General features: G+C 22.7%; 22 protein-coding genes and 1 other RNA gene. 11 read left to right on the top strand and 12 right to left on the bottom strand.

Going from position 1 to position 26,464, the window contains the following annotated elements:
• Window positions 1-6: 6 nt before the first annotated feature.
• The 4 genes from aceE to hpt all read right to left on the bottom strand — a co-directional run bounded on the left by aceE (window position 7) and on the right by hpt (window position 7,069).
• Window positions 7-2,670, bottom strand: a complete 2,664-nt coding sequence (gene aceE / locus RJT30_RS00720; RefSeq protein ID WP_343190436.1) for a pyruvate dehydrogenase (acetyl-transferring), homodimeric type — start codon at window positions 2,668-2,670, stop codon at window positions 7-9.
• 186 nt (window positions 2,671-2,856) lie between these two features.
• The gene (gene secA / locus RJT30_RS00715) at window positions 2,857-5,406 is read right to left on the bottom strand and encodes a preprotein translocase subunit SecA (protein ID WP_343190435.1); all 2,550 of its coding nucleotides are present in this window, start codon (window positions 5,404-5,406) and stop codon (window positions 2,857-2,859) included.
• A gap of 185 nt (window positions 5,407-5,591) precedes the next feature.
• Window positions 5,592-6,389, bottom strand: coding sequence for a tRNA pseudouridine(38-40) synthase TruA (gene truA / locus RJT30_RS00710; protein ID WP_343190434.1), 798 nt, complete (start codon window positions 6,387-6,389; stop codon window positions 5,592-5,594).
• A gap of 152 nt (window positions 6,390-6,541) precedes the next feature.
• Window positions 6,542-7,069 (bottom strand): hypoxanthine phosphoribosyltransferase, encoded by a 528-nt coding sequence (gene hpt, locus RJT30_RS00705; protein ID WP_343190433.1) that lies wholly within the window; start codon window positions 7,067-7,069, stop codon window positions 6,542-6,544.
• Window positions 7,070-7,327: 258 nt separating this feature from the next.
• Here hpt and thrA point away from each other — a divergent pair, with 258 nt between their 5' ends.
• From thrA to thrC, 3 genes are read left to right on the top strand one after another with little or no spacing between them, the layout of a single operon-like run.
• A complete protein-coding gene (gene thrA, locus RJT30_RS00700) occupies window positions 7,328-9,772 on the top strand; it encodes a bifunctional aspartate kinase/homoserine dehydrogenase I (RefSeq protein WP_343190432.1) in 2,445 nt (814 codons plus the stop codon).
• A 13-nt stretch (window positions 9,773-9,785) separates the two neighbouring features.
• The gene (gene thrB, locus RJT30_RS00695) at window positions 9,786-10,712 is read left to right on the top strand and encodes a homoserine kinase (RefSeq protein ID WP_343190431.1); all 927 of its coding nucleotides are present in this window, start codon (window positions 9,786-9,788) and stop codon (window positions 10,710-10,712) included.
• A 9-nt stretch (window positions 10,713-10,721) separates the two neighbouring features.
• On the top strand, window positions 10,722-12,011 hold the full coding sequence (gene thrC, locus RJT30_RS00690) for a threonine synthase (RefSeq protein WP_343190430.1): 1,290 nt from the start codon (window positions 10,722-10,724) through the stop codon (window positions 12,009-12,011).
• A gap of 48 nt (window positions 12,012-12,059) precedes the next feature.
• Here the strand turns inward: thrC and ychF are convergent, their stop codons facing one another.
• From ychF to RJT30_RS00670, 4 genes are all read right to left on the bottom strand, one after another.
• The gene (gene ychF, locus RJT30_RS00685) at window positions 12,060-13,148 is read right to left on the bottom strand and encodes a redox-regulated ATPase YchF (protein ID WP_343190429.1); all 1,089 of its coding nucleotides are present in this window, start codon (window positions 13,146-13,148) and stop codon (window positions 12,060-12,062) included.
• A 46-nt stretch (window positions 13,149-13,194) separates the two neighbouring features.
• Window positions 13,195-13,632, bottom strand: a complete 438-nt coding sequence (pth, locus tag RJT30_RS00680; RefSeq protein WP_343190488.1) for an aminoacyl-tRNA hydrolase — start codon at window positions 13,630-13,632, stop codon at window positions 13,195-13,197.
• Window positions 13,633-13,637: 5 nt separating this feature from the next.
• Complete coding sequence (locus RJT30_RS00675) at window positions 13,638-13,781, bottom strand: hypothetical protein (protein ID WP_343190428.1); 144 nt, start codon at window positions 13,779-13,781, stop codon at window positions 13,638-13,640.
• A 124-nt stretch (window positions 13,782-13,905) separates the two neighbouring features.
• On the bottom strand, window positions 13,906-14,523 hold the full coding sequence (locus tag RJT30_RS00670; RefSeq protein WP_428994214.1) for a superoxide dismutase: 618 nt from the start codon (window positions 14,521-14,523) through the stop codon (window positions 13,906-13,908).
• A gap of 167 nt (window positions 14,524-14,690) precedes the next feature.
• Here RJT30_RS00670 and RJT30_RS00665 point away from each other — a divergent pair, with 167 nt between their 5' ends.
• Window positions 14,691-15,326 carry an exonuclease domain-containing protein gene (locus tag RJT30_RS00665; RefSeq protein WP_343190427.1) on the top strand — a complete coding sequence of 212 codons (636 nt, stop codon included), beginning with the start codon at window positions 14,691-14,693 and terminating at the stop codon, window positions 15,324-15,326.
• Between the two features lie 124 nt (window positions 15,327-15,450).
• On the opposite strand, the gene grxD is transcribed toward RJT30_RS00665, so the two are convergent.
• Window positions 15,451-15,753 (bottom strand): Grx4 family monothiol glutaredoxin, encoded by a 303-nt coding sequence (gene grxD, locus RJT30_RS00660; RefSeq protein ID WP_343190426.1) that lies wholly within the window; start codon window positions 15,751-15,753, stop codon window positions 15,451-15,453.
• A 121-nt stretch (window positions 15,754-15,874) separates the two neighbouring features.
• Here grxD and ssrA point away from each other — a divergent pair.
• Window positions 15,875-16,212: a transfer-messenger RNA gene (gene ssrA, locus RJT30_RS00655) on the top strand.
• Window positions 16,213-16,230: 18 nt separating this feature from the next.
• Here ssrA and RJT30_RS00650 read toward each other — a convergent pair.
• On the bottom strand, window positions 16,231-17,115 hold the full coding sequence (locus RJT30_RS00650) for an NAD(+)/NADH kinase (protein WP_343190425.1): 885 nt from the start codon (window positions 17,113-17,115) through the stop codon (window positions 16,231-16,233).
• A 121-nt stretch (window positions 17,116-17,236) separates the two neighbouring features.
• Between RJT30_RS00650 and grpE the strand changes: the two genes are divergently transcribed.
• Complete coding sequence (grpE, locus tag RJT30_RS00645) at window positions 17,237-17,719, top strand: nucleotide exchange factor GrpE (protein WP_343190424.1); 483 nt, start codon at window positions 17,237-17,239, stop codon at window positions 17,717-17,719.
• A 9-nt stretch (window positions 17,720-17,728) separates the two neighbouring features.
• Here the strand turns inward: grpE and ung are convergent, their stop codons facing one another.
• Window positions 17,729-18,391: a uracil-DNA glycosylase gene (gene ung, locus RJT30_RS00640; protein ID WP_343190423.1), complete on the bottom strand. Its 663-nt coding sequence runs from the start codon at window positions 18,389-18,391 to the stop codon at window positions 17,729-17,731.
• A gap of 148 nt (window positions 18,392-18,539) precedes the next feature.
• Between ung and RJT30_RS00635 the strand changes: the two genes are divergently transcribed.
• Window positions 18,540-19,133 (top strand): peroxiredoxin, encoded by a 594-nt coding sequence (locus RJT30_RS00635; protein ID WP_343190422.1) that lies wholly within the window; start codon window positions 18,540-18,542, stop codon window positions 19,131-19,133.
• A gap of 69 nt (window positions 19,134-19,202) precedes the next feature.
• Here the strand turns inward: RJT30_RS00635 and RJT30_RS00630 are convergent, their stop codons facing one another.
• Window positions 19,203-19,922 carry a DUF2076 domain-containing protein gene (locus RJT30_RS00630; protein WP_343190421.1) on the bottom strand — a complete coding sequence of 240 codons (720 nt, stop codon included), beginning with the start codon at window positions 19,920-19,922 and terminating at the stop codon, window positions 19,203-19,205.
• 198 nt (window positions 19,923-20,120) lie between these two features.
• On the opposite strand from RJT30_RS00630, the gene gyrA reads away from it, so the two are divergent.
• The 4 genes from gyrA to yfaE all read left to right on the top strand — a co-directional run bounded on the left by gyrA (window position 20,121) and on the right by yfaE (window position 26,461).
• Window positions 20,121-22,586, top strand: coding sequence for a DNA topoisomerase (ATP-hydrolyzing) subunit A (gene gyrA / locus RJT30_RS00625; protein ID WP_343190420.1), 2,466 nt, complete (start codon window positions 20,121-20,123; stop codon window positions 22,584-22,586).
• 138 nt (window positions 22,587-22,724) lie between these two features.
• A complete protein-coding gene (gene nrdA, locus RJT30_RS00620; RefSeq protein WP_343190419.1) occupies window positions 22,725-25,004 on the top strand; it encodes a class 1a ribonucleoside-diphosphate reductase subunit alpha in 2,280 nt (759 codons plus the stop codon).
• A gap of 60 nt (window positions 25,005-25,064) precedes the next feature.
• Window positions 25,065-26,195: a class Ia ribonucleoside-diphosphate reductase subunit beta gene (nrdB, locus tag RJT30_RS00615; protein ID WP_343190418.1), complete on the top strand. Its 1,131-nt coding sequence runs from the start codon at window positions 25,065-25,067 to the stop codon at window positions 26,193-26,195.
• On the top strand, window positions 26,192-26,461 hold the full coding sequence (gene yfaE, locus RJT30_RS00610) for a class I ribonucleotide reductase maintenance protein YfaE (protein WP_343190417.1): 270 nt from the start codon (window positions 26,192-26,194) through the stop codon (window positions 26,459-26,461). The genes nrdB and yfaE overlap by 4 nt, the downstream gene beginning before the upstream one ends.
• The last annotated feature ends 3 nt before the right edge of the window (window positions 26,462-26,464 follow it).

The following is a 26,464-nucleotide window of genomic DNA, read 5'->3' as shown; positions in this document are numbered from 1 at the left end:
AACCTTTTAAAACAAACGAGGGTTAATTTTATTAACATCAATATTAAATTTAATAATAGCATTAGAGACTATATTTTTATTAATATAACCACAATCTGATAAAATAAATAATGATGCAACAACTATGTAATATTCATTAATTTCAAAATAATTACGTAAATTTTTTCTACTATCAGACAAACCAAAACCATCTGTACCTAAAACAAAATATTTTTCAGAAGGAACGTAATCTCTTATTTGTTCTGCAAATAATTTCATAAAATCTGTAGCAGCAACGGCAGGAAAATTATTCATAACTTCGGCAACGTAAGGTTTTTTTTTATTTCTATCAGGATTTAACATATTCCAACGTACACAATCTTGCCCATTTCGTGCTAATTCAGTAAAAGATGTAACACTATAAATATATGAACCAATATTATATTCTGATAATAAAATTTTTGCAGCATTATTAATAATTCTTAAAATTGAACCAGAACCTAATAATTGTATACTACAATTAAAACTATGAATAACACTTAATTGATAAATACCCTTACATATTCCTAATTCTGCTCCTTTAGGCATTGCTGGCATTAAATAATTTTCATTCGAAGTAGTAATATAATAATATATATTTTCTTGTTCAATACCATACATACGTCGTAAACCATCATTTATGATAACTGCTATTTCATAAGCATATGCAGGGTTATATGATATACAATTTGGTATAGTCAAAGATTGTATGTGACTATGTCCATCTTGATGTTGTAAACCTTCACCATTTAATGTAGTACGTCCAGAAGTTCCTCCTATTAAAAAACCTCTAGCTTGTTGGTCTCCAGCTGCCCAAAGTAAATCACCAGTTCTTTGAAAACCAAACATAGAATAATAAATATAAAATGGTATCATTGGTAAGTTATTTGTACTATAAGAAGTAGCTGCTGCTAACCAAGATGCAGTTGCACCAAGTTCATTAATACCTTCTTGTAAAATTTGGCCATTTACACTTTCTTTATAATAAGATAATTGTTCTTTATCTTGAGGAATGTAATTTTGTCCTTTAAAATTATAAATACCTATTTGTCGAAAAAAATCTTCCATACCAAAAGTTCTTGCTTCATCTGCTATTATAGGTACAATTATTTTTTTAATAGCTGTTTTTTTAATTAATATATTTAAAAACCTGATAAAAGCAATTGTAGTTGATATTTTTTTTTTTTGTGATGTTAATAAAATTTCAAAATCACTTAATTTAGGTAATTGTAAATCTTTTGTAAATTTATTTAAACGCTGAGGTAAATAACCATTTAATTTTTTTCTTTGTTTATGTATGTATTTATATTCATCAGTTTTTTTATTAAATTTAATATATGGTAAATCATCTATTTTTTTTTTTTTAATTGATATATTTAAATGATTATAAATTTCATGTAAATCTTGCATATTTATATTTTTCACTTGATGTGCAATATTTTTAGATTCAATATTTAAACCTAATCCATAACCTTTTACAGTATGTGCTAAAATCACTACTGGTTTGCCAACTATACTTTTAGCTTTTACAAATGCGGCATATACTTTTTTAAAATCATGCCCTCCTCTTTCTAAATTCCAAATCTCTGTATCAGTCATATTTTCTACTAATTTTTTAGTTTCTTTATATTTTCCAAAAAAAAATTTCCTTATATATGCGCCATTTTTGGATTTAAAATTCTGATAATCTCCATCTAATGTTTCATTCATTAAATATGTTAATTTTCCAGAATAATCTTTTTGAAATAAAGCATCCCAACTACTACCCCATAATACTTTAATAACCTCCCAACCCGCTCCTATAAAAAACGATTCTAACTCATTAACTATTTTTCCATTACCCAACACTGGTCCATCTAATCTTTGTAAATTACAATTTACAACAAATATTAAATTATCTAAATTTTCTCTAGAAGCAATATTGATAACACCTTTAGACTCAGGTTCATCCATTTCACCATCACCTAAAAAAACATACACAGTTTGTTTTGTAGTATCCTTCAAACCTCGGTTATTTAAATATTTTAAAAATTTTGCTTGATATATTGCACAAATAGATCCAAGTCCCATAGAAACAGTAGGAAATTGCCAAAAATTAGGCATAAGCATTGGATGAGGATAAGAAGATAAACCATTACCTTGCAACTCTTGTCGAAAATTATCCAATTGCACAGAAGAAATCCTACCTTCTAAATATGCTCTAGAATAAATACCAGGTGAGATATGTCCTTGAAAATAAATTAAATCCCCATCATAATCGTTTCCACTACCTTTAAAAATATGATTAAAACATACTTCATATAAGACAGCAGAAGATTGAAAAGAAGATAAATGCCCTCCTAAATCCTGTTTTTTTTTTGCAGCTTTTAAAACCATAATTATTGCATTCCAACGTATTGCAGAACAAATGCTTTTTTCTATTTTTAAATTTCCTGGATATTCTGGTTCATTTTCAACAGGAATAGAATTTACATAATCACTAAAAAACTGCAAATTTAAATTACAACCTTTTTTATATTTAATATAATCAGTTATTTTTTTTAATAAAAAAAGTGATCTTTCAATACCATCATTGGCAATAACTGAATCTATTGATTGAATCCATTCATCTGTTTCTATAGTATCCAAATCATTAAAAAAAGAACTACCCATATTTTACATCCCTAATATAGTTTACAATAAAATTATAAAATATGTATAACTAAATATTTAAATAAATAAAAAATATACTCAAATAATTCAATATAGAACATGAAAATTTTGAAAAAATTAAATAAAATAATGTTAAAATAAGTAATATATTATAAATTTATTTTCTATAATTAAAATAAATAAAAATTATGAATTCTTATTAATAATATTAATATTTGAAAACATAGGATTATAAAAATTTAAAGATGCTATATTACTTTTACTTAAAATAGAAATTACCTTGTATTTTATTGCATCAAACATTGAAACAAACATAATATATGACTCTTTTATATACTCTTGCTTAGGATCTTTTTGAGCATAACCTTTTAAATATATACTTTGACGCAAATAATCAATATTAATTAAATGTTCCTTCCAAAAAATATCTAAATTTTTTAACATAACTGATTTTTCAAACAATCGCATATTTTCTAAACCAACAAATTTCTCTATATTAAATAAATTTAAACGTATTTTAAAAAGTATTTCCTTAAAAATATTTTTTTTATATTTTTTAATATTTTGATTCAATAATTTAATTTTTGCAATATCTACATTAAAATCTTTTTTTAAATCACATTTTAAAGATTTTATATTAAATTCATTTGTTATTTTATCTTGTATAAAATGTTTATTTAAAATATTTTTAACAATATCATATAAAATATCATTTATAACATTATGTATACTTTTTTCATTCATTACAATATTTCTATATCTATAAATTATTATTCGTTGTTCATTAAAAATATTATCATAATCCCATATTTGTCTACGAATATCAAAATTACTTTTCTCAATTTTAATTTGAGCATTGGTAATCACAGAATTAATCCAAGAATGTTGTATTGATTGTCCATACCTAATACCTAATTTTCTAAAAAAAACTATAACATTTTTAGGAATAAATATGCGCATTATAGAATCATCTAAAGAAACATAAAACTGCGAAGATCCAACATCACCTTGTCGTCCAGAACGTCCTCTTAATTGATTATCAATTCTTCTAGACTCATGGCGTTCTGTTCCGATAATATGCAATCCTCCAGCATCTAACACGAATTTGTGTTTTTTTTTCCAAATTTTTGTTTTTTTCTTAATAATTTTTGATGATAATGAATAGTTATTATTAAAAATAAAGGTATCTTTGCAACCTCCTAAAACTATATCCGTACCTCTACCAGCCATATTAGTAGCAATTGTAACTGCTCCAACATCTCCAGCTTTTGCTATAATTTCTGCTTCTTGTGAATGACTTTTTGCATTTAAAACATTATGTTTAATACCTAAATTATTTAATTTTTTAGAAATTATCTCAGATTGTTCAATAGATATTGTTCCAACTAAAACAGGTTGTTTCTTCTTAAATCTATTCAATACTTCTAAAATAATAGCATTTATTTTTTCTTTATGAGTTAAAAATACTAAATCAGGTAAATCATTACGTATCATGGGACGATTTGTAGGTATTACAACAGTATTTAAATTATAAAAACATTTAAATTCAAATGATTCAGTTTCAGCGGTACCTGTCATGCCAGATAATTTTTTATATAACTTAAAATAATTCTGAAAAGTTATAGAAGCTAATATTTGATTATCATCTTGTATTGCAATATTTTCTTTTGCTTCAATAGATTGATGCAAACCATCAGACCAACGACGACCATGCATAATTCTACCAGTATGTTCATCAACGATCATGATTTTATTATCTTTTATAATATAATCTATATCTTTAAAATACAAATAATGAGCACGTAAAGCAGAAATTACATGTAAAAAAAAAACAATATTTTCAGGATAATAAAGAGATTTTTTATCATTTATAAAATTATATTTAATTAATAATTTTTCTATTTTTGTAAAACCACTTTCTGTTAAATATAATTGTTTACATTTTTCATTAATAATAAAATCACCATTTTTACATAATACATTTGACTCCTCATAACCTTGAAAAATTAAATTAGGGATAATAATATTATTTATTTTAGTAAACACATTTTTTTTATTATTTACTATACCAGATATAACCAAAGGAGTCCTAGCTTCATCAATTAATATTGAATCCACTTCATCAATAATAGCATAATTTAATGACCTTTGAACTTTTTCTTGTGTAGAATAAACCATATTATCTTTTAAATAATCAAATGCATATTCATTATTTGTTGCATAAGTTATATCTGCACAATAAGATTTTTTTTTTAATTGAATAGACATATTGGATAAATTTAAACCTACAGTGATACCTAAAAAATTAAATAAAGGTGCATTTTTATTAGCGTCCCTTTGAGCTAAATAATCATTCATGGTAACAATATGCACACCTTTTTTATTTAAAGCATTTAAATAAGCAGGTAATGTGGAAGTTAATGTTTTTCCTTCACCAGTAGACATTTCAATAATATATTTTTTATGTAAAGCTATACCCCCAAGTAATTGAACATCGAAATGACGCATTTTAAAAATTCTTTTACTTGCTTCCCTGACAGTTGCATACGCTTCAGGTAATAATACATCTAAACTTACACCTTTTTTAACAAGATCATGAAAATAAAAAGTTTTATTTTTTAATTCATCATCATTTAATTTTTCAAAAATTGGTTCTAAATTATTAATATCATGAACTATTTTATAAAATTCGCGTAATATATGATCATTTTTATTAATAAACAACTTTTGAAACATTACCTTCCACATTTTATAATACTCATATGTATATTAGTTATTATTCTCGTAAAATATAATTTACCAAAAAAAAAAAAAAAATAAATAATTAATTTTAAAATATTACTATTTACAATAATTACATACATTAGAAAAATAATTATTTAATTTAAATAATTAAATATATAATTTTTATATTATCAATTTCATATAAAAGATTTAAAAGATTTTGGTATATTAAAAAATTTAGGATATTTTACATGAATTAAATATAAGCCATTGGAATTAGCTGTAGAAGAAGCATACATTCTATTATTCATTTTTAACAAATCTTTTATATAAAAAACATTTTTTTTACACGTACCAATATCTATCAAACAACCTACTATATTACGAACCATATGATATAAAAAAGCATTGGCTATTATATCAATAATAATTAAAGGTCCATCACGTAATATATTAAAATAAGTTAATTTTCTATAATTACTAGATGATTGACAACCTTTCGATCTAAAAGAAGAAAAATCATGCTCTCCGAGCAAGAAATTACCTGCAAATTGCATATTTTTAATATCTAATTTTTTATTAACATGACATAAAAAATTTTTAAAAATAGCAGTTTTATATTTTTTATTATAAATAATGTACCTATAATGCCGTGATAATGCACTATGACGAGCATGAAAATAAAATGGAACTGAACGAGCCCATAAAATAGTAATATCATCCGGTAAAAAAGAATTAGAACTAGATATCCATAATTCCATAGTTTTAATAGTAGAAGTATAAAAATGTGCTACTTGACCTATACTATGTACACCAGAATCTGTTCTACCGGCGCTATATAATTTAATTTCATGTTGTGCTATAAAAGATAAAACAGACTCAATTGTTTCCTGAACAGTATTTTTAAAATTATTTTGTTTTTGCCATCCTTTATATCTAGAACCATTATATTCTATTCCTAAAGCAATTTTTGTATAATTTAAAATTTTTCTCATATAATCATTCCTAAATATTAATTATATATAAAAATTTTTAATTTCATATATTATGAAATCTTTTATTGCATATTTTTAGTAATAATGAAAATAATAATATATTAAATATTATAAAAAATCTTCATTAATATTTAAAAATATTTTAAAAAATATTAAAAAATAACTTTAGCTATATAAGGTAAAGATCTATAATATTGTGCATAATCTATACCATATCCAACTACAAAATCATTAGAAATATAAAAACCTGTATAATCAATATGAATGGAAATATCACGGCTTTTGGTTTTATTTAATAAAGTGCAAATAGCTAAAGAATGTGGTTTTTTAGACTTTATAATTTCCCTTACTTTAAACCAAGTATTACCTGAATCTATAATATCTTCAATAATTAAAACATTTTTACCACAAACATCTTGATTTAAATCTTTTAGTATTTTTACATTCATATTTGTAACTGTATTATTACCATAACTCGATATAGTCATAAAATCAATTTCATGTTCAATATTAATACATCTACATAAATCTGCAATGAATATAAAAGATCCTTTTAACAATCCAACTAATACCATATTTTGTTGACTATTTTTATAATTACTAGTAATTTGTTGGCCAAGCTCAATTATTCTTTTACGAATTTGAGTAGCAGAAATAATCATCTGAATAGAGTTCTTCATAATGTTCATTTATATAAATATATCTTCATTATATAATATTTTAACATTAAAATATTATATAATATTTATTTTATTTTTACAGTATATAAATAAAATTTTTATCAAAATATTTAAATAACATACTATTTACTGTAAAAATAAAAAATATATTAAAAAAAAGTAAATTATATAAATATCTAAATATAATTATAAAATAAAATATATTACTTAAAATAATATAATTTGATACAAATAAAATATGAAAGGAACATATATATTATGAAAATATTAAAGTTTGGAGGAACATCATTAGCCAATGCTGAAAAATTTATAAAAATAATGCATATCATTGAATCACAAATTCACAAAGAACAGATATCAGTAATTTTATCAGCTCCAGCAAAAATTACTAATTATCTTGAAAAAATAATAAAACACCATAAAAATAAAAAAAAAATAAAAAAATACATTTATAAAATATTTAAAAAAATAAAAAACATAATAAAAGAAATTAATTCTAAACAAAAAAATTTTATTTATAAAAAAATAAAAAAATTTATTAAAAAAGAAGAAAAACATTTAAAAAAAATAATTAAACAAATAAATATATTACAGACGTGTCCTAATAAAATATATGCTTATATTATTTCTAAAGGAGAAAATTTTTCTATAAATATAATGCAAGCATTATTAAAATCCCGAAACCATAAAATTACCATAATAGATCCAGTGAAAAAAATTTTAGCAATAGGAAACTTTTTAGAATCAATTGCAAATATTGAAATATCTACTCAACTTATACAAAAAAAAAAAATACCATCTCGAAATATAATTTTAATGCCAGGTTTTATAGCAGGAAATAAAAATAAAGAAATGATGTTACTAGGTAGAAATGGTTCAGATTATTCTGCTACTATTTTAACCGCTTGCTTAAAAGGATCTTGTTGTGAAATTTGGACAGATGTAGATGGAATATATACAAGTGATCCTAGAGTTATTCAAAAAACTAAATTATTATCTTCATTAACTTATCAAGAAGCAATAAAATTATCATATTTCGGAGCTAAAGTATTACATCCGAAAACTATTTTTCCAATTTTAAATTTAAATATTCCTTGTATTATTAAAAATACCTTAAATATAAAAAATAAAGGTACAATAATTCAAAAACAAAATACTCAAAATAATACAAATAAAATAAAAGGTGTAACACATTTAAATAATATAATACAAATATATATTGAAAATAAAGATATACAAATAATCAATCATTTACACAAAAAAATATGTAAATTTTTAAATAATAATTCTATATGGAATATATTAATACCTAATACAACTTACAATAATAGTATTAATTTATATATTAAAACAAAAGATAAAAAAGAATTAAAATTTTTAATAAAGAAAAATTTTAAAAAATCAAAAAAAATAAAAACAAAAATAAAAATTACAAAAAATTTAGCAATAATTTCTATTATAGGAAATAATTTGCATTTAAAAAAAAACCTTGTTAAAAAAATTTTTAAAAGTTTATCAAATATAAATGTAAATATTTTACAAATTATTCAAGGAAATAATAAATACTCCCTATCATTAGTTATAAAATCATCGAAAATGATAATTGCAGCTCAATCAATACATCACGCTTTATTTAATAGAAAAAAAATAATTGATGTATTTCTTGTAGGATCAGGAGGCGTTGGTAGCGCTTTATTAAAAAAAATAAAAAAAAATAAAAGTATATTAAAAAAAAAAAACACAAAAATAAAAGTCTGTTGTATAGCAAATTCACAAAAAATACTTATCAACATCAATGGTATTCAATTAAATAATTGGAAAGAAGAACTAAATAAATCTAAAAAAAAATTTAAATTAAATAAAATATTAAAAATCCAAAAAAAAACATATTTAAATAACCCAGTATTAGTAGATTGCACATCTAATAATCAATTACCAAGTAAATATTTAAAAATTATTAAAAACGCATTTCATATAGTCACACCTAATAAAATATATAACACTTTAAACATGAAAAAATATAAAAAATTAAGGAATATTGCACATAAGAAAAAAAGAAAATTTTTATACGAAACGAATGTAGGTGCAGGATTACCTGTAATAGAAACGTTGAAAAATATAATTCAAACAGGTGATAAAATAATCAAATTTAGAGGTATTTTATCTGGTTCTTTATCATATATATTTGGTAAATTAGATAATAATATATCTATTTCTCAAGCAACAAAAAATGCTGCAAAATTAGGCTTTACTGAACCAAATCCTCGTGATGATTTATTAGGCCTTGATGTTGCTAGAAAATTATTGATTTTAGCACGTGAGATGGGTTATAAAATAGAATTAAAAGATATAAAAATACAAACAATTCTTCCAAAAAAATTTCAATCCATAAATAATAAAACAGAATTTTTAAAAAAATTAAAACAATTAGATCAATATTTTTCAGAAAAAATTAAAAAAACACTTAAAAAAAACAAAGTTTTACGTTTTATAGGTGTTATTAAATCCACAGGGCAATGTTATGTAAAATTGAAAAAAATAGATAAATTAGACCCATTATATGAAGTAAAAGACGGTGAAAATGCATTAGCATTTTACAGTAATGAGTATCAACCTATACCTTTAGTAATACGAGGATACGGTGCAGGAAATAATGTCACCGCTGCTGGAATTTTTACTGATTTATTAAAAATATTATCATAAAAAAGGAAATAAAATGATAAAAATTTACGCACCTGCTTCAATTGGAAATGTTAGCGTTGGTTTTGATTTACTAGGAGTAGCTATTAAACCAATAAATGGAACTTTACTAGGTGATTGTATACAAATTAAAAAATCAGATAATTTTAAAATTAATATCATTGGTAAATTCGCCAATCAATTACCTAAAAAAATAAACCAAAATATTGTCTGGAAAGCATGGAAAATTTTTTTAAAAACAACACAAAAAAAAAAAAATGTACATATAACATTAGAAAAAAATATGCCAATTGGATCTGGTTTAGGTTCAAGTGCTTGTTCTATAGTATCAAGTTTACATGCTATGAATGTTATTTTTAATAATCCATTGAATGATGAACAATTATTAAAAATTATGGGTGTTTTAGAAGGGGAGATATCCGGTAGCATACATTATGATAATGTTGCACCATCCTATTTAGGAGGAATGCAATTAATTATAAATGAAATGAATATTATCAGTCAAAAAATACCTATATTTGAACATTGGTTTTGGGTTGTTGCTTGGCCAGGAACTAAAGTATCTACAGAAAAAGCACGATTTATATTACCAAAAACATATAAAAAAAAAACATGTATACAACATAGCAAATTTTTAGCTAGCTTTATTCATGCAACATATTCTATGCAAGAAAAATTAGCACTTTATCTATTAAAAGATCATATAGCAGAACCATATCGTAAGAAATTATTACCAGGTTTCTCAAATGCTAAAAAAAATATTATAAAAATTGGTGCATTAAGTTGTGGAATTTCAGGATCCGGTCCAACTTTATTTGCAATATGTAAAAAATTAAATATTGCCGAAAAAGTTTCAAAATGGTTAAATAATAATTATTTGCAAAATAAAAATGGTTTTGTACATATCTGTCATTTAGATACAAAAGGTTCACGAATAATATAAAGGTTAAATATGAATTTATATAATTTAAAACATAAAAATGAAAAAGTAAGTTTTGCACAAGCAGTTAAATTTGGTTTAGGTTTTAATCAAGGATTATTTTTTCCTAATGATCTACCCATTATAAACAATAAAGAATTAAAAAATTTACTAAATATGAATTTTATAGAAAGAAGTACAAAAATATTAAATAAATTCATAGGTGATGAAATTCCTATAAAAGATCTAAAAAAATGCATAAAAAATGCATTTTCCTTTTCTGGACCTAAAATAAAACCTGTTTTAGATAATATCGCTTGTTTAGAACTATTTCATGGACCTACTCTAGCTTTTAAAGATTTTGGAGCTAGATTTATGGCACAAATTTTATCTTATTTAAATCAAGGAAATGAAATAGTAACTATATTAACTGCTACTTCAGGTGATACTGGAGCTGCAGTAGCACATGCTTTTTATAAAATGCCAAAAGTACGTGTAATAATATTATATCCAAAAGGTAAAATTAGTATTTTACAAGAAAAAATGTTTTGCACACTAGGTAAAAATATAAAAACCATCGCAATAGATGGTAGCTTTGATGATTGCCAAAGTTTAGTTAAACAAGCATTTAATGACCAAGAATTAAAAAACAAAAAAGGTTTAAATTCAGCTAATTCTATTAATATTAGTAGATTATTAGCGCAAATATGTTATTATTTTGAAGCATTTGCATTAATTCCAGAAGAATATAAAAAAAACTTAACTATATCTGTTCCATGTGGAAATTTTGGAAATTTAACAGCAGGTTTATTAGCTAAATCATTAGGTTTGCCTATAAAATCTTTTATAGCTGCTACTAATGCAAATGATACAGTACCTAGATTTTTAAAAAACAATATATGGGATCCAAAAAAAACAATTTCTACAATATCTAATGCTATGGATATTAGTCAACCAAACAATTGGCCTAGAGTAGAAGAATTATTTAAAAGAAAAAAATGGAATTTAAAAAAATTAGGATATGGAAGTATAAACGATAAAAAAACTATACAAACATTAGTAGAACTAAAGAATTTAAAATATGTTTCTGAACCACACGCAGCTATAGCATATAAATTATTAAAAAATAAAATTTCAGATAAAACCTATGGATTATTTTTAGGAACCGCGCATCCAGCAAAGTTTCAAGAAACCATTGAAAAAATACTAAAAGTTAAAATTTCTCTGCCAGTATCACTAAAAAGCAGAGAAAATTTACCACTATTATCGTATCACATGAAACCAGATTTTATAAAATTAAGAGAATTTTTACTAGAAGCTTAAAAGAAAAATTAATAGAGAAAAATATAATTATTTTTCTCTATAAAAAAACTAAACATTAAATAAAAAATTTAAAATATCTCCATCTTGAATAATATAGTTCCTACCTTCAATTCTTAACTTTCCTAATGCACGTAAATCTTTCTCATCTTTATAAACTAAAAAATCATGGTATGAAATAACTTTTACTCTAATAAAACCTTTACTAAAATCACTATGTATTAAATTTGCAACTTGTATAGCATTGCTATTTTTAAGAAAGAGCCATGCTCTAACTTCTTTAGTTCCTACAGTGAAAAAAGTGCACAAATTTAACAAATTAAAACATTGGTTTATAATTTGTAAATAATCAGATTGACTTAAATAATAATTTTTAACATTATTATTAGTTCTATTAATATCTTTAGAACTAACACGCTTAGAATTTTTCATAAAAATAGGTATAATAGATTCTTTTTCTTTGTTTAAAAATATTTTTATTTGTTTATATAGATTCCTACTAGCTCTAGTTTTATCTAAATTTAAAATATATATAACAGGTTTTAATGTTAAAAAATTAAAAAAAGACAAAATATCCTTTTCTTTAATACTAAAATTTGATATTCTTAATAAATTTTTATTAGACAAATAAATTTCACATTTTTTTAACAACTCTCTAATATAATCAATATCTTGATCTTTAGGAATATTTTTTTTATTTAGATTTTTTAGTAAATTAGTACATATAGATAAATCAGAAGAAATTAATTCTTGATTAATAATTGATATATCTAATATAGGATCAATTTTGTTATTTATATGTATTATTTCTAAATTTTGAAAACATCTTACAACATGTATCACAACATCAACATTGCGAATATTATTTAAAAATTGATTACCTAGGCCTTCACCTTTAGAAGCACCTTTAACTAAACCAGCAATATCAATAAACTTTATATAACCATATGTTTTTTTATTGGATTGTACAATATTAGAAAGTATTTTCACACGTTCATCACACACAGGTACAATTCCAATATTTGGTTTAATCGTACAAAACGGAAAGTTTAAAGCTGGAACGTGTGATTTTGTTAAAGTGTTAAATAAAGTAGATTTCCCAACATTGGGTAGACCTATTAAACCACATGATAGACTCATATAATACAGACCTAGTTAAATTTATTAATGGATTGATAATTCAAAATTATTTTATTAATAATGAATGTTTATGTAATAATTTGTTTAAAAATGACATATTCATATCTTTAATAAGATTATCAGTTATATTAATCATATATTTGATAATAAATTTTATTTTTATTTTATCTAAAATTGTAGGATTAGATAGAACATAAGAAGATATTTGTTTACAATATTTGGGTCTTCCTATACCTATGCAAATTCTATAAAATTTTTTATTTTTAAAATTTTTTACAATATTCCTTAAGCCATTATGTCCATTATGTCCATTGCTTAATTTAATTTTAATATTTCCAGGCAATAAATCTAATTCATCATGCACAATTAACATATTTTCACAACTTAATTTATAATATGCAAGAACAGAAAAAATAGCTTTAAAATTTAAATTTATAAATGTATTTGGTAATAAGATATAAACATGCTTTCCAAAAAAATTTATTTGACCTAAATATCCATATTTTTTTTTTTAAAAAATCCAGAATGTTTACGCATTAAACCTTGTACATACCAAGCACCAACATTATGACGTGTATCATTATATATTTTAATAGGATTTGATAAACCAATTATTATTTTTATATTTTTCATTTCATCCTTACTTTAAAAATTTATAATAAATGTTAATTATTTTATTTATAACATAATATTTATAAAATTAAAAATAAAAAATTTTAACAAAAATATATTATTTAATAAATATAATATTTAAAAATTAAATAGATTTTAAAAATATTTCTGAAATATATGTCCAATTTACAATTTTCCAAAAAGCATTAATATATTCTAATCTATTATTTTTATATTTTAAATAATATGCATGTTCCCACAAATCTAAACCTAATACAGGTATTCCAGATACATCACAAATACTATCATGCATTAAAGGATTATCTTGATTAGAAGTAGTTCTTATATGTAAAGTATTTTTATCCAATACTAACCATATCCAACCAGAACCAAACTTAGACAACGCCAATTGTGTAAATTTTTTCTTAAAATCTTCAAAAGAAGAAAATTTTTTAACAATAGAAATTTCCAATTCTTCTGATAATTTAGAAATTCCTGTTATAAACTGCTTCCAAAAAAAACTATGATTAACATGTCCACCGATATTATTTTGCAAACCTACACGCATATTTTTTGGAAAAATTGCTAAATTTTTTAAAATTTCAATTGATGACATCTTATTAAATTTAGTATTTTTTAAAATTTCATTAGCATTATCAACATATTTTTTATGATGCATCATATGATGTATATACATAGTTTCTTTATCAATATAAGGTTCTAAAGCATCATAAGAATAAAGTAATTTAGGCAAAACAATCATAATTTTTCCTTTATAATTATAAATTATTTTTATAAAAAATAATATTATATTAATATAATTTATTTTAATTGTAAAGAAAGATTTTAAAAGATTTAAATTTTAAATTTAATAATTATTTTATTATATACAATATTTTTTAATATAATTTTGGAAATAAAACTACAACAATGTATAAAGAGAGATTCAATATCAATAAAAATAGCTTAAATTCTATAAAAAACCGATTTAGAAAATTATTACCTATAGTAATAGATATTGAAACAACAGGTTTAAATCCTAATATTCATGCAATATTAGAAATTGCAATTATTACTTTAAAAATGAGTAAATTAGGTTGGTTGAAAAAAGATTTTATATTGCACTTTCACATCAAACCATTTAAAAATTGTAAAATTAATAAAAAATCATTATTTTTAAACAAACTTGATCCTTTTAATCCATTGCGATTTGCTATCAGTGAACAAGAAGCATTAAAATCAATATTTCAAATAACAAAAAAAAAAATAAAAAAAAATGAATGCAAAAAAGGAGTGATAATTGCACATAATGGCTATTTTGATCACAGTTTCTTAATGAAAGCTATTAAAAGAAATAACATGTCAAAAAAAATATTTCATAATTTTACAATATTCGATACAGCAACTTTAAGCGCTTTAGTACTAGGTCAAACAGTATTATCTAAATCTTGTAAAGCAATGGGGATATCATTTAATCATTCAAAAGCGCATTCGGCATTATATGACGCCATAAAAACAGCGGAATTATTTTGCAAAATTATTAACTTTTTTAAAAAAGTTAATTAAATATAAAATAATTTAAAATAATATGTGTAAATAAAATACAACATGTTTAATTAAACAAAAATACACATGTCGTATTTAAAATAATTATTTAAATATTAAAAATATAAATACAGCTATAAATATATTACATAAGTAAATTTTTTAAATTTTTATTTTTATGCATTTCTGTAATAATATCACACCCACCAATTAATTCACCATTTATAAAAACTTGAGGAAATGTAGGCCAATTAGAATATTTTGGTAAAAATATTCTAATATCTTCATTTTCTAAAACATCAACATAATGAATTTTTTTTTTATACAATAATAATATTTTGATAGTTTGCGCAGAAAATCCACATCTTGGTACTTTTGGAGTTCCTTTCATATAAATTAAAACATTATATTTCTTAACTTGTGTATCAATTTTTTTTAAAATATTCATCATTTAAACTTTAAAATTTTAAAAGTTATATATTATATTTACCATGTATTTTAAAATAAATAATAAAATATTACAATTAAAATATTATACACATTATAAAAAATATGATATAATTAATTATGGGGCTGATTTTGGATTTGACAAAATTTATTGACACCAAAGTGCATGTCGAGATTCGGTATCACTCGTTAAAAACCGATAAATAATTGCAAAAAAACAAAATTACGCTTTAGCAGCTTAAAAATTGCAAAGCTCTCTTTCTGTATTTAAATATAGACAGAGAAAATTAATTTTTTTTAAAAATATTGCATAAGTATTTTTATAATATTTAATTATGCTATAATACTTAAAAGTTGTTTATTACTCAAAAGTAATGAATAAAAAAAAAAATAAACTAAACATGTAGTACTAAAGTGAATTTAATTTTGGACGCGGGTTCAAATCCCGCCAGCTCCAATAAAATAAAATTAAAAATTATTAAACAGGAAAAAATTTTTTTGACCAGTTTAATTTATCACTTAAAATATTAAAATAATTATACTTAATCGGATGTAAAAAAGATAAATTATATTTACTTTTATAAATTACAACTGTGTCATTTTTTTTTATTGATAATATCTTTTGACTATCACAAGTAACTCTTAATTTTCCTGGAAAATCATGAAACTTCAAAGAAACAATATTTTTATTATGTATAATTAAAGGTCGAACAGATAAAGTATGTGGGGACATGGGAATTAAAATAATAGCATCTAATGAAGATTCTAAAACAGGCCCACCTGCTGACAAAGAATACCCTGTAGAACCAGTTGGTGTAGAAATTATTAAACCATCTGCACATTGTGAAAATGCAAATTTTTTATTAATTAATACATCAAACTCTATCATTTGTGTGGCATTTTTTGGATGAATTACAAATTCATTAATAGCTTTACTTTTAGCTATAAACGAATTATTTCTATATACCGAAACTTCTAATATAAAACGATTTTCAATAAAAAATTTACCAGACAAAATGCTTTTAAGATTTGCAAAAATAGTTTTATAATTCAAATCAGTTAAAAAACCAAAATTACCTCTATTAATTCCTATCATACATATTGTATAAACACATAAAGCCCTTCCGGCTCTTAAAATATTTCCATCTCCCCCGATTACTAAAGCTAAATTACAACATTTTCCAATACCAGATAAAGATAAAGCCATAGGTTTAATTAAAAAAAGTTTATCAAGAATTTTTTTCTCAACATATACATTATAACCTTTATTGTTTAACCAATAATAAAGTATTTCATGTGTAACAAAAGCACGATCATGTCTTGGTATTCCGATAATACCAATATTATTAAAATATCGTTTCATTATTTACACCATATAATATATAACGTATTAAATTTAAACTAATTTAATCTTGAAAGATTTTTTTTAAAACCTTATAATATAATAATATTAAATTATAAATAAAAAATTTAACAAAATTAAAATGAACATAAAAAAAAAAGAATTTTTAATAAATTTTAAAAAAAAATTTAATAAAATTAAAAAAAAAAGAAAAGAAATTAATTTAAGAATGCAAGCAAAATTAGAAAACACAAAAAAAAAAATCATTATACAACAAAAAACAATAAAAACTCAAAATATTGAAAAATTTTTTAAAAAAATAATACCTATAATAGATTATTTAGAAGATTCTATATCATACTTAAAAAAAATATATAATTTTAAAAATAACACCATAAAGGGATTAATATTAATATTAAAAAACTTACATAATAATTTTAAAAAATATAATATCATTGTAATTAATAATAAAAAAATAAATTTAGATAAAAAAAAACATAAAAATATAATAAATATCAAAAATAAAGAAAATAATTCCACAAATAAAATAAAAAAAATAATTAAAAAAGGGTACATTAGAAAAAATACAATATTAAGAAAGGCGTATATAGAAACATACAAATAATAAATTAATTTATAAAAACCAATTAATTGGCCTTCCTCCTATAGCACATAATATATTATTAGTTTTAGAAAAATGCCGACAACCAAAAAAACCACGGTTAGCTGAAAAGGGGGAAGGATGAGAAGCAGTAAATAAAAAATGTTTGCTTTCATCAATTATTATTTTTTTTTTTTGAGCTGCATTCCCCCAAAGTAAAAAAACCACACCAATACAATGCTTACTAATTATAGATATAACTTTATCTGTAAACATACTCCAACCTAAATGCATATGTGAAAAAGGTTTTCCAGATTCTACAGTTAAAATAGTATTTAATAAAAATACACCTTGCTTAGCCCAATTCATTAAACAACCATTATTAAATATATAACCTTTTTTATTATAGTCATTTATTAACTCCCTATAAATATTTTTTAATGTAGGAGGTATTTTTATACCACACGGTACAGAAAAAGCTAACCCATGAGCCTGTTTAGAACGAAAATATGGATCTTGTCCTAATATTACAACTTGAATATCACTTAATTCAGTCATATAAAAAGCTTTAAATATGTTTTTTTTTTTAGGATAAATCTTTTTATTACAATATAAAATGTTTAAATGTTTAATAATATTTATAAAATATTTTTTTTTTTTTTCTTTATTTAAAAAATCACACCATTTTTTATTCATTTTTGAATCAACTCAGTTTAAAATAAATATCTTGCAAATTAGCTAATTTATATATAATTTACAAAAATGTTAATAAAAACAATTTAAAAAATTTTAGATTTAAATAATATTCATAAATAATAAAATTTCATTTAAAAGGATAGAAAAAATGGTATTAGTCACTCATAAAGCACCAAATTTTACTGCACCTGCAATATTAAAAAATGGAAAAATAATTGAAAATTACAATTTTTTAAAAAATATTTCAAATAAAATAACAGTTTTATTTTTTTGGCCAATGGATTTTACCTTCGTTTGTCCTTCAGAAATTATAACATTTAACAAAAATTTAAATGAATTTAAAAAGCGCAATGTAAAAATAATTGGAGTATCTATAGATTCTGTATTTGTACATAATGCTTGGAGAAATACACCAATTAATAAAGGTGGTATTGGAAACATACATTATACAATGATATCAGATATAAAAAGAAACATACAACAACTATATGGAATTGAACATCCTAATAACGGAGTTGCTTTAAGAGCGACATTTATAATTGATAAGAAAAAAATTATACGTCATCAAAGTATAAACGATCTTCCTATAGGACGTAATATAAAAGAAATAATTAGAATAATTGACGCTATTGAGTTTTATGAAAATTCTGGAAACGTCTGTCCAGCAAATTGGAAAAAAGGAAAAGCAGGTATCAAACCAAATCAAAAAGGAATACAAGAATATCTAAAAGAAAATTTTTAACACTAATTTAATATATTTTATCTATAACTGTATTCACAATTATACAGTTATAGACAAAAAATGTCCTAACTATAAATATTCATCATCATCTTCTTCATCTTCATAATCATCATAATCGTATGAATCTGTAAATTCTGTGGTTTCAGAAGTAGAATTGTCATCTGAAGAAAATTTTTTCTCTTCATTTAAAATATAATTATTTCCAGTACTATTTTCGCTATTTTGAAATAAATTACTTGCATGATTATTAGAATTATTAGAATTATTAGTACTAAATAATTCTGAACTGGATTTATTATCATGATTAAATAAATTCATCAACATATTTGCAGTAACTACACCACCTGCTACACCAATAGCTGTTTGTAAGGCGCTTCCTAAAAAACTATTATTTTTACCTTTTAAATCGTTATTTTTATTACCAGAATTTAATTTAGTTAAATTAGGAGAAGTTTTAGTATTCTCAGTTTCTACTTTATTATTAATTTCTTTTTTAGTTTTAGAACCAAATATACTAGATAAAAACCCAGTAGATTTTTTATTAGAATTTATTTTAGATTCCTGATCTTTGATAATTTTTTCTAAATTTTGTATCTTTTCATGTAATTTTTGCACAGCATGCTCTTGTATTAATATAGTTTGCACCATATAGTATGGAGAATTAGGTTGTATTTTTAAGTTTTCAAAAATAAGTTTTTCTGCTTTCGCATCTCTAATCTTATTCTTAATTTCTGTATCATTAAATCTTGAAAATAAATTCTTAATTAATTTTTTTTCAACACTATTCATATAATATCCTTTAAAATTTATATTAGTTTAACAAAATATATTAAATATAAATATAAATCACTTTATATAATTTTCAACATATATTTATATTATTTTAATTAAAAAATTATATATATAAATAATATTATTTAATTTATGTTAAATAAAAATTTTACAATATAAAATATTATTATTCTATAAATATCAGAGAAATATTTGATGAAAGAAATTGCCAAGGAAATTAAAAATATATCAATTGAAGAAGAATTAAAAAACTCTTATTTAGACTATGCAATGTCAGTAATTGTTGGACGCGCTTTACCTGATGTTCAAGATGGATTAAAACCTGTACACAGAAGAATTTTATATGCAATGAAAATATTAGGCAATAATTCTGAAAAATCTTACAAAAAATCAGCTAGAATAGTAGGAGATGTTATAGGTAAATATCACCCACATGGTGATTCAGCAGTATATGAAGCAATCGTACGTATGGCGCAAACATTTTCCTTACGATATACTTTAATTGAAGGACAAGGAAATTTTGGCTCAATAGATGGTGATTCTGCTGCAGCTATGCGATATACAGAAATTAGAATGTCTAAAATTTCTAACGAATTAATGAAAGATTTAGAAAAAAACACTGTAAAATTCATACCTAATTACGATAATACAGAAAAAATACCAGAAATATTACCCTCTAGAATACCAAATTTACTAATTAATGGCGCTTCTGGAATAGCAGTAGGAATGGCTACAAATATTCCACCACATAATTTAAAAGAGATAATAAATGGTTTTTTAAAATATATTGAAAATAAAAATATTAGTTTAAAAAAATTAATGAAATATATACCAGGGCCAGATTTTCCAACATTTGGAATAATTAATGGAACAGAAGGTATAAAAAAAGCATATAAAACAGGAAGAGGTAAAATTCTAATTCGAGCACGTAGTAAAATTGAACATAATTTACATAAAAAAAAATCCATAATAATTTATGAATTACCTTATCAAGTTAATAAATCTAAATTAATAAAAAAAATAGCAGAACTTATAAAAGAAAAAAAAATCGAAGGCATAAATAATCTAAGAGACGAATCTGATAAAGATGGTATGCGTATTGTTATAGAAATAAAAAAAAATAATATTCCGGAAATAATATTAAATAAACTGTATTTAATGACGCAATTGCAAATATCATTCGGCATAAATATGGTTGCTTTATATAAAGGACGTCCAAAAATTCTTTCATTAAAAAAAATTTTAAAAGCTTTCTATCGACATAGAATTAAAATTGTAACAAATCGTACTATTTTTGAATTAAAACAAGCAAATAAAAAATTACATATCTTAAAAGGTTTAATTATAGCATTAACTAACATCAATAAAATTATATATATAATACAAAAAATACCAAATTTCGCAGAAGCAAAAAAAAAACTTACTAAAAAAAAATGGTTAATAAAAAACCAAATATTCATATTTACAAAAAAACAAGCAAAATCTATTTTAAATTTAAAACTACATAAACTAACTCATTTAGAAACAACAAACATAAAAAAAAAAGAAAAATTATTAAAAATTAAAATAAAAAAATTTAAAAAAATTTTAAATAATAAACAAAAAATGATAAAAGTTATAAAAAATGAACTAATTAAGATACGTAATAAATTTAAAGATAAACGCAGAACAAAAATAAAAAATGCTAATCCTAATATCAAAATAGAAGATATTATTGCGCAAGAAAATGTAGTTGTAACTTTATCTAATTCTGGATATGTTAAATATCAACCTATAACGGATTATGAAGCTCAAAAAAGAGGAGGAACAGGAAAATCTGCTGCTAAAATAAAAGAAAAAGATTTTATAGAGAGTTTATTAATCACTAAAACACATGATTTAATACTATGTTTTTCAACTATAGGTATAGTATATTGGATAAAAGTTTATCAATTACCAGAATCTAGTAGACATGCAAAAGGAAAACCTATAGTAAATCTATTACCATTAAGTAAAAATGAAAGAATAACAGCTATTTTACCAATTAATAAATTTTGTAATAAAATAAATGTTTTTATGGCAACAGCACAAGGCATTGTAAAAAAAACCCCTTTAAAAGAATTTAGTAAACCTAGAAACAAAGGAATTATTGCTATTAATTTAAATAAAAATGATAAACTTATTGGAGTTTCTTTAACTAACGGAAAAAATAATATAATGTTGTTTACTGCGAAAGGTAAAGCAGTACATTTTTCTGAAAATTCCGTTCGTAAAATGGGAAGAACTGCATCAGGCATAAGAGGAATAAAAATAAATACTAATGATCGTGTAGTTTCTTTAGTTATACCAAAAAAAATAGGAAATATTTTAACCGTAACTGAGAAAGGATATGGAAAGCAAAGTCAAATGAAAGAATTTCCTATAAAATCAAGATCAAATAAAGGTATAATATCCATAAAAATAACAAAAAAAAATGGCATTTTAATTGGGGCACTAGAAGTCACACAAAAAGATCAAATTATGATAATAACAAATGCTGGTACATTAGTTAGAATTAGAGTATCAGAAATAGCAATATTAAAAAGAAATACACAAGGTGTGATATTAATCCGAACTAAAAAACAAGCAAAAGTAGCTGCATTACAAAAAATAAATAGTAAATATTTTAAAAAACTTTATTGAAATTATTATATTATATTACAATACATAAATTTTAAATAATAAAAAGTATTTAAAAATGTACATTTTAAATAAAAAAAATTTCACAAAAACCAAAAAAAAAAAATTTAAAAAATTTAAATATTTATCATGGATAAAGATATGAAAAATAAATTTTTTGTCATCAAAAGAAATGGACAAAAAGAATTAATAAATTTAGATAAAATACATAAAGTTTTAAATTGGGCTGCGGAAGGTTTAGAAAATATTTCAATCTCACAAGTCATTTTAAGATCAAAAATACAATTTTATAATAATATTACAACTATTGCAATACATAAAACAATAATTAAATCTACTGCTGATTTAATTACTAAAAAAGCATCAGATTATCAATATATGGCAGCCAGATTATCAGTTTTTCATATTCGCAAACAAGCATACGGACAATTTCAACCCCCTAAATTATATACACATATAAAAAACATGATTAAAAATGATAAATACGATGCTCAATTACTAAAAATATATACTCCATATGAATATAATATTATAGAATCATTTATAGATCATTGGAGAGATATGAATTTTTCATACGCTGCTATAAAACAATTAGAAGGAAAATATTTAGTTAAAGATAGAGTTAAAGGTAAAATATATGAAAGTGCACAATTTTTATATATTATGATCTCTGCTTGTTTGTTTGCAAATTATCCCAAAAAAACAAGACTAAAATACGTAAAAAAATTTTATGACGCAATATCCACTTTTAAAATTTCTTTACCTACTCCAATAATGTCAGGTGTGCGTACTCCTACTAAACAATTTAGTTCTTGTGTATTAATTGAATGTGATGATAATTTAAATTCTATAAACGCAACAGCTAGTAGTATTGTAAAATACGTTTCACAAAGGGCAGGAATCGGGGTAAATGTTGGTAAAATACGCGCCATAGGAAGTCCTATAAGAGGAGGCGAGGCATTACACACTGGTTGTATACCATTTTATAAATATTTTCAAGCAGCAATCAAATCATGTTCACAAGGTGGAGTTAGAGGAGGGGCTGCAACATTATTTTATCCCATTTGGCATTTAGAAGTGGAAGATTTATTAGTTCTAAAAAATAACAGAGGGATAGAAGAAAATAGAGTGCGTCATATAGATTATGGTTTACAAATAAATAAATTGTTTTATAAACGATTAATTAAAGGAAAGAACATAACTTTATTTAGCCCATCAGATACACCAAAATTATATGATTACTTTTTTTCTGATCAAAAAAAATTTAAAAAATTATATAAACATTATGAAAAACAAAAAATAAGAAAAAAAACAATAAAATCAACAGAACTATTTTCACTAATCATGCATGAACGCACATCAACTGGCAGAATATATATACAAAATGTAGATCATTGTAATACACATGGTTCTTTTAACCCAAAATTAGCTCCTATCAAACAATCAAATTTATGTTTAGAAATCACTTTACCAACTAAACCATTAAATGATATTAATGATACAGAAGGTGAAATTGCTTTGTGTACATTATCTGCTATAAATTTAGGAAGTATTGATAATTTAAAAGAAATTTCCGAATTAGCTGATTTATCCGTACGTGCTTTAGATGAATTATTAGATTATCAAGAGTATCCTATATATGCAGCAAAAAAAAGCACAATGAATCGAAGATCTTTAGGAATAGGTGTTATAAATTTTGCATATTATTTAGCTAAAAATAATGTACGATATTCAGATGATAGTGCAAATTCTTTAACACATAAAACTTTTGAAGCATTACAATATTATTTATTAAAAGCATCTTGTAATTTATCAAAAAAAAAAGGCGCATGTCCATTATTTAACCAAACTAAATATTCTATGGGTATATTACCAATAGATACATATAAAAGAGACATTGATACATTTTGTAATGAACCATTACATTTAAATTGGGAAAATTTACGTAAAAAAATATTAAAATATGGCTTAAGACATTCTACATTATCATCTTTGATGCCATCAGAAACATCTTCACAAATATCAAATTCCACTAATGGAATCGAACCACCTAGAGGTAGTATTACTATAAAAGCATCAAAAGACGGCATGCTAAAACAAATAATACCAAATTATAAATTACTTAAAAAAAAATATGAATACTTATGGGATTTACCGAATAATACAGGATATTTAAAATTAGCCAGTATTATGCAAAAATTCATTGATCAATCTATTTCAACAAATACAAATTACGATCCTAGCCGTTTTAGAAATAATAAAATACCTATGAAAGTATTATTAAAAGATTTATTATTTTCCTATAAAATTGGATTAAAAACATTATATTATCAAAATACTAGAGATGGAGCCATGGATTATCAATGTAATATTCCACAATTAAATAATATTGATGACTGTAATGGAGCTTGTAAAATATAATATTAATTTATAATTTTAGTAAAATAATTTATTATATAAAAGTATAAATCAGGAAAAAATATGACATACACTACATTTTCAAAAAATAATAATAACCAATTAAAAGAACCTATGTTTTTTGGACAATCAGTAAATATAGCTAGATATGACCAACAAAAATATAAAATTTTTGAGCAATTAATAGAAAAACAATTATCCTTTTTTTGGAGACCTGAAGAAATTGATTTATCAAAAGATAGAATAGATTTTCAGAAATTATCTAAAAATGAAAAACATGTTTTTTTAAGTAATTTAAAATACCAAACACTTTTAGATTCTATCCAAGGTAGAAGCCCAAATGTTGCATTCTTACCTATAGTATCTATACCAGAACTTGAAACATGGATAGAAACATGGTCTTTTTCTGAAACTGTGCATTCAAGATCGTATACACATATTATAAGAAACATCATTAATAATCCTTCGACTATTTTCAATAATATAATCAATAATCAAGCAATTTATTCCAGAGCTAAAGATATATCTAAATATTATGATAAATTAATAAATAACACCAATTACTGGCACTTATTAGGTGAAGGTGAACATAATATTAATGGCAATAAAATAAATATTAGTTTAAAAAACTTAAAAAAAAAATTATATTTATGTTTAATAAGTGTAAATGCTTTAGAGTCTGTGCGTTTTTATGTAAGTTTTGCTTGTTCTTTTGCTTTTGCAGAACGTAAATTAATGGAAGGAAACTCAAAAATTATTCGATTAATAGCGCGTGATGAAGCATTACATCTTAATGGAACGCAACATATATTACATTTGTTAAAACATGATAATGACTCATTTGAAATGCAAAAAATTATAAAAAAATCCGAACATGAATCATATCAAATATTCTTAACTGCTGCAGAACAAGAAAAAAAATGGGCTCAATATTTATTTCAAGATGGTTCAATATTAGGTTTAAATAAAGAAATTTTATGCAAATATATTGAATATATCACTAATATTCGTATGCAAGCTTTAGGTTTTAAAATGCCTTTTTCTGTTAATATTAACCCTATTCCATGGATTAATGCATGGTTAGTATCAGATAATGTACAAAATGCACCACAAGAAGTAGAATTAAGTTCATATTTAGTTGGTCAAATTAAATCTGAAATAAATAAAGATGAATTTAACGATTTTATTTTATGAATTCCAATAATTTAATAACTATTATACAACAAAATATTCAAAAAAAGATAATTAATATTAAAAAACAAACCCTATTAAAAACTTTAGAATTAAATAATATACATGTTTCATATCAATGCGAAAAAGGGTATTGCGGTATGTGTAGAGTAAGTTTAATTAAAGGTTCAATAAAATACATCAACAAAGAACAATTAGCAATATTAAACCCAAAAGAAATTTTGACATGTTGTTGTATTCCAATAACTGATATTATAATTAAAATATAATAA

The sequence above is a fragment of the Buchnera aphidicola (Mollitrichosiphum nigrofasciatum) genome (assembly GCF_039388045.1).
Classification (GTDB): domain Bacteria; phylum Pseudomonadota; class Gammaproteobacteria; order Enterobacterales; family Enterobacteriaceae; genus Buchnera_K; species Buchnera_K aphidicola_B.
This window is presented reverse-complemented; position numbering and strand designations above follow the sequence as displayed.

Excerpts from the sequence above, each read along its gene's own strand:
- RJT30_RS00675 (WP_343190428.1), bottom strand. The coding sequence starts at position 13,781 with ATGAAAAATATAAAAATAATAATTGGTTTATCAAATCCTATTAAAATA.
- RJT30_RS00630 (WP_343190421.1), bottom strand. The coding sequence starts at position 19,922 with ATGAATAGTGTTGAAAAAAAATTAATTAAGAATTTATTTTCAAGATTT.
- RJT30_RS00670 (WP_428994214.1), bottom strand. The coding sequence starts at position 14,523 with ATGATTGTTTTGCCTAAATTACTTTATTCTTATGATGCTTTAGAACCT.
- thrC (WP_343190430.1), top strand. The coding sequence starts at position 10,722 with ATGAATTTATATAATTTAAAACATAAAAATGAAAAAGTAAGTTTTGCA.
- thrA (WP_343190432.1), top strand. The coding sequence starts at position 7,328 with ATGAAAATATTAAAGTTTGGAGGAACATCATTAGCCAATGCTGAAAAA.
- ung (WP_343190423.1), bottom strand. The coding sequence starts at position 18,391 with ATGAATAAAAAATGGTGTGATTTTTTAAATAAAGAAAAAAAAAAAAAA.
- grxD (WP_343190426.1), bottom strand. The coding sequence starts at position 15,753 with ATGAATATTTTAAAAAAAATTGATACACAAGTTAAGAAATATAATGTT.
- secA (WP_343190435.1), bottom strand. The coding sequence starts at position 5,406 with ATGTTTCAAAAGTTGTTTATTAATAAAAATGATCATATATTACGCGAA.
- RJT30_RS00635 (WP_343190422.1), top strand. The coding sequence starts at position 18,540 with ATGGTATTAGTCACTCATAAAGCACCAAATTTTACTGCACCTGCAATA.
- nrdB (WP_343190418.1), top strand. The coding sequence starts at position 25,065 with ATGACATACACTACATTTTCAAAAAATAATAATAACCAATTAAAAGAA.
- grpE (WP_343190424.1), top strand. The coding sequence starts at position 17,237 with ATGAACATAAAAAAAAAAGAATTTTTAATAAATTTTAAAAAAAAATTT.
- thrB (WP_343190431.1), top strand. The coding sequence starts at position 9,786 with ATGATAAAAATTTACGCACCTGCTTCAATTGGAAATGTTAGCGTTGGT.
- ychF (WP_343190429.1), bottom strand. The coding sequence starts at position 13,148 with ATGAGTCTATCATGTGGTTTAATAGGTCTACCCAATGTTGGGAAATCT.
- yfaE (WP_343190417.1), top strand. The coding sequence starts at position 26,192 with ATGAATTCCAATAATTTAATAACTATTATACAACAAAATATTCAAAAA.
- hpt (WP_343190433.1), bottom strand. The coding sequence starts at position 7,069 with ATGAAGAACTCTATTCAGATGATTATTTCTGCTACTCAAATTCGTAAA.
- RJT30_RS00665 (WP_343190427.1), top strand. The coding sequence starts at position 14,691 with ATGTATAAAGAGAGATTCAATATCAATAAAAATAGCTTAAATTCTATA.
- nrdA (WP_343190419.1), top strand. The coding sequence starts at position 22,725 with ATGAAAAATAAATTTTTTGTCATCAAAAGAAATGGACAAAAAGAATTA.
- aceE (WP_343190436.1), bottom strand. The coding sequence starts at position 2,670 with ATGGGTAGTTCTTTTTTTAATGATTTGGATACTATAGAAACAGATGAA.
- gyrA (WP_343190420.1), top strand. The coding sequence starts at position 20,121 with ATGAAAGAAATTGCCAAGGAAATTAAAAATATATCAATTGAAGAAGAA.
- truA (WP_343190434.1), bottom strand. The coding sequence starts at position 6,389 with ATGAGAAAAATTTTAAATTATACAAAAATTGCTTTAGGAATAGAATAT.
- RJT30_RS00650 (WP_343190425.1), bottom strand. The coding sequence starts at position 17,115 with ATGAAACGATATTTTAATAATATTGGTATTATCGGAATACCAAGACAT.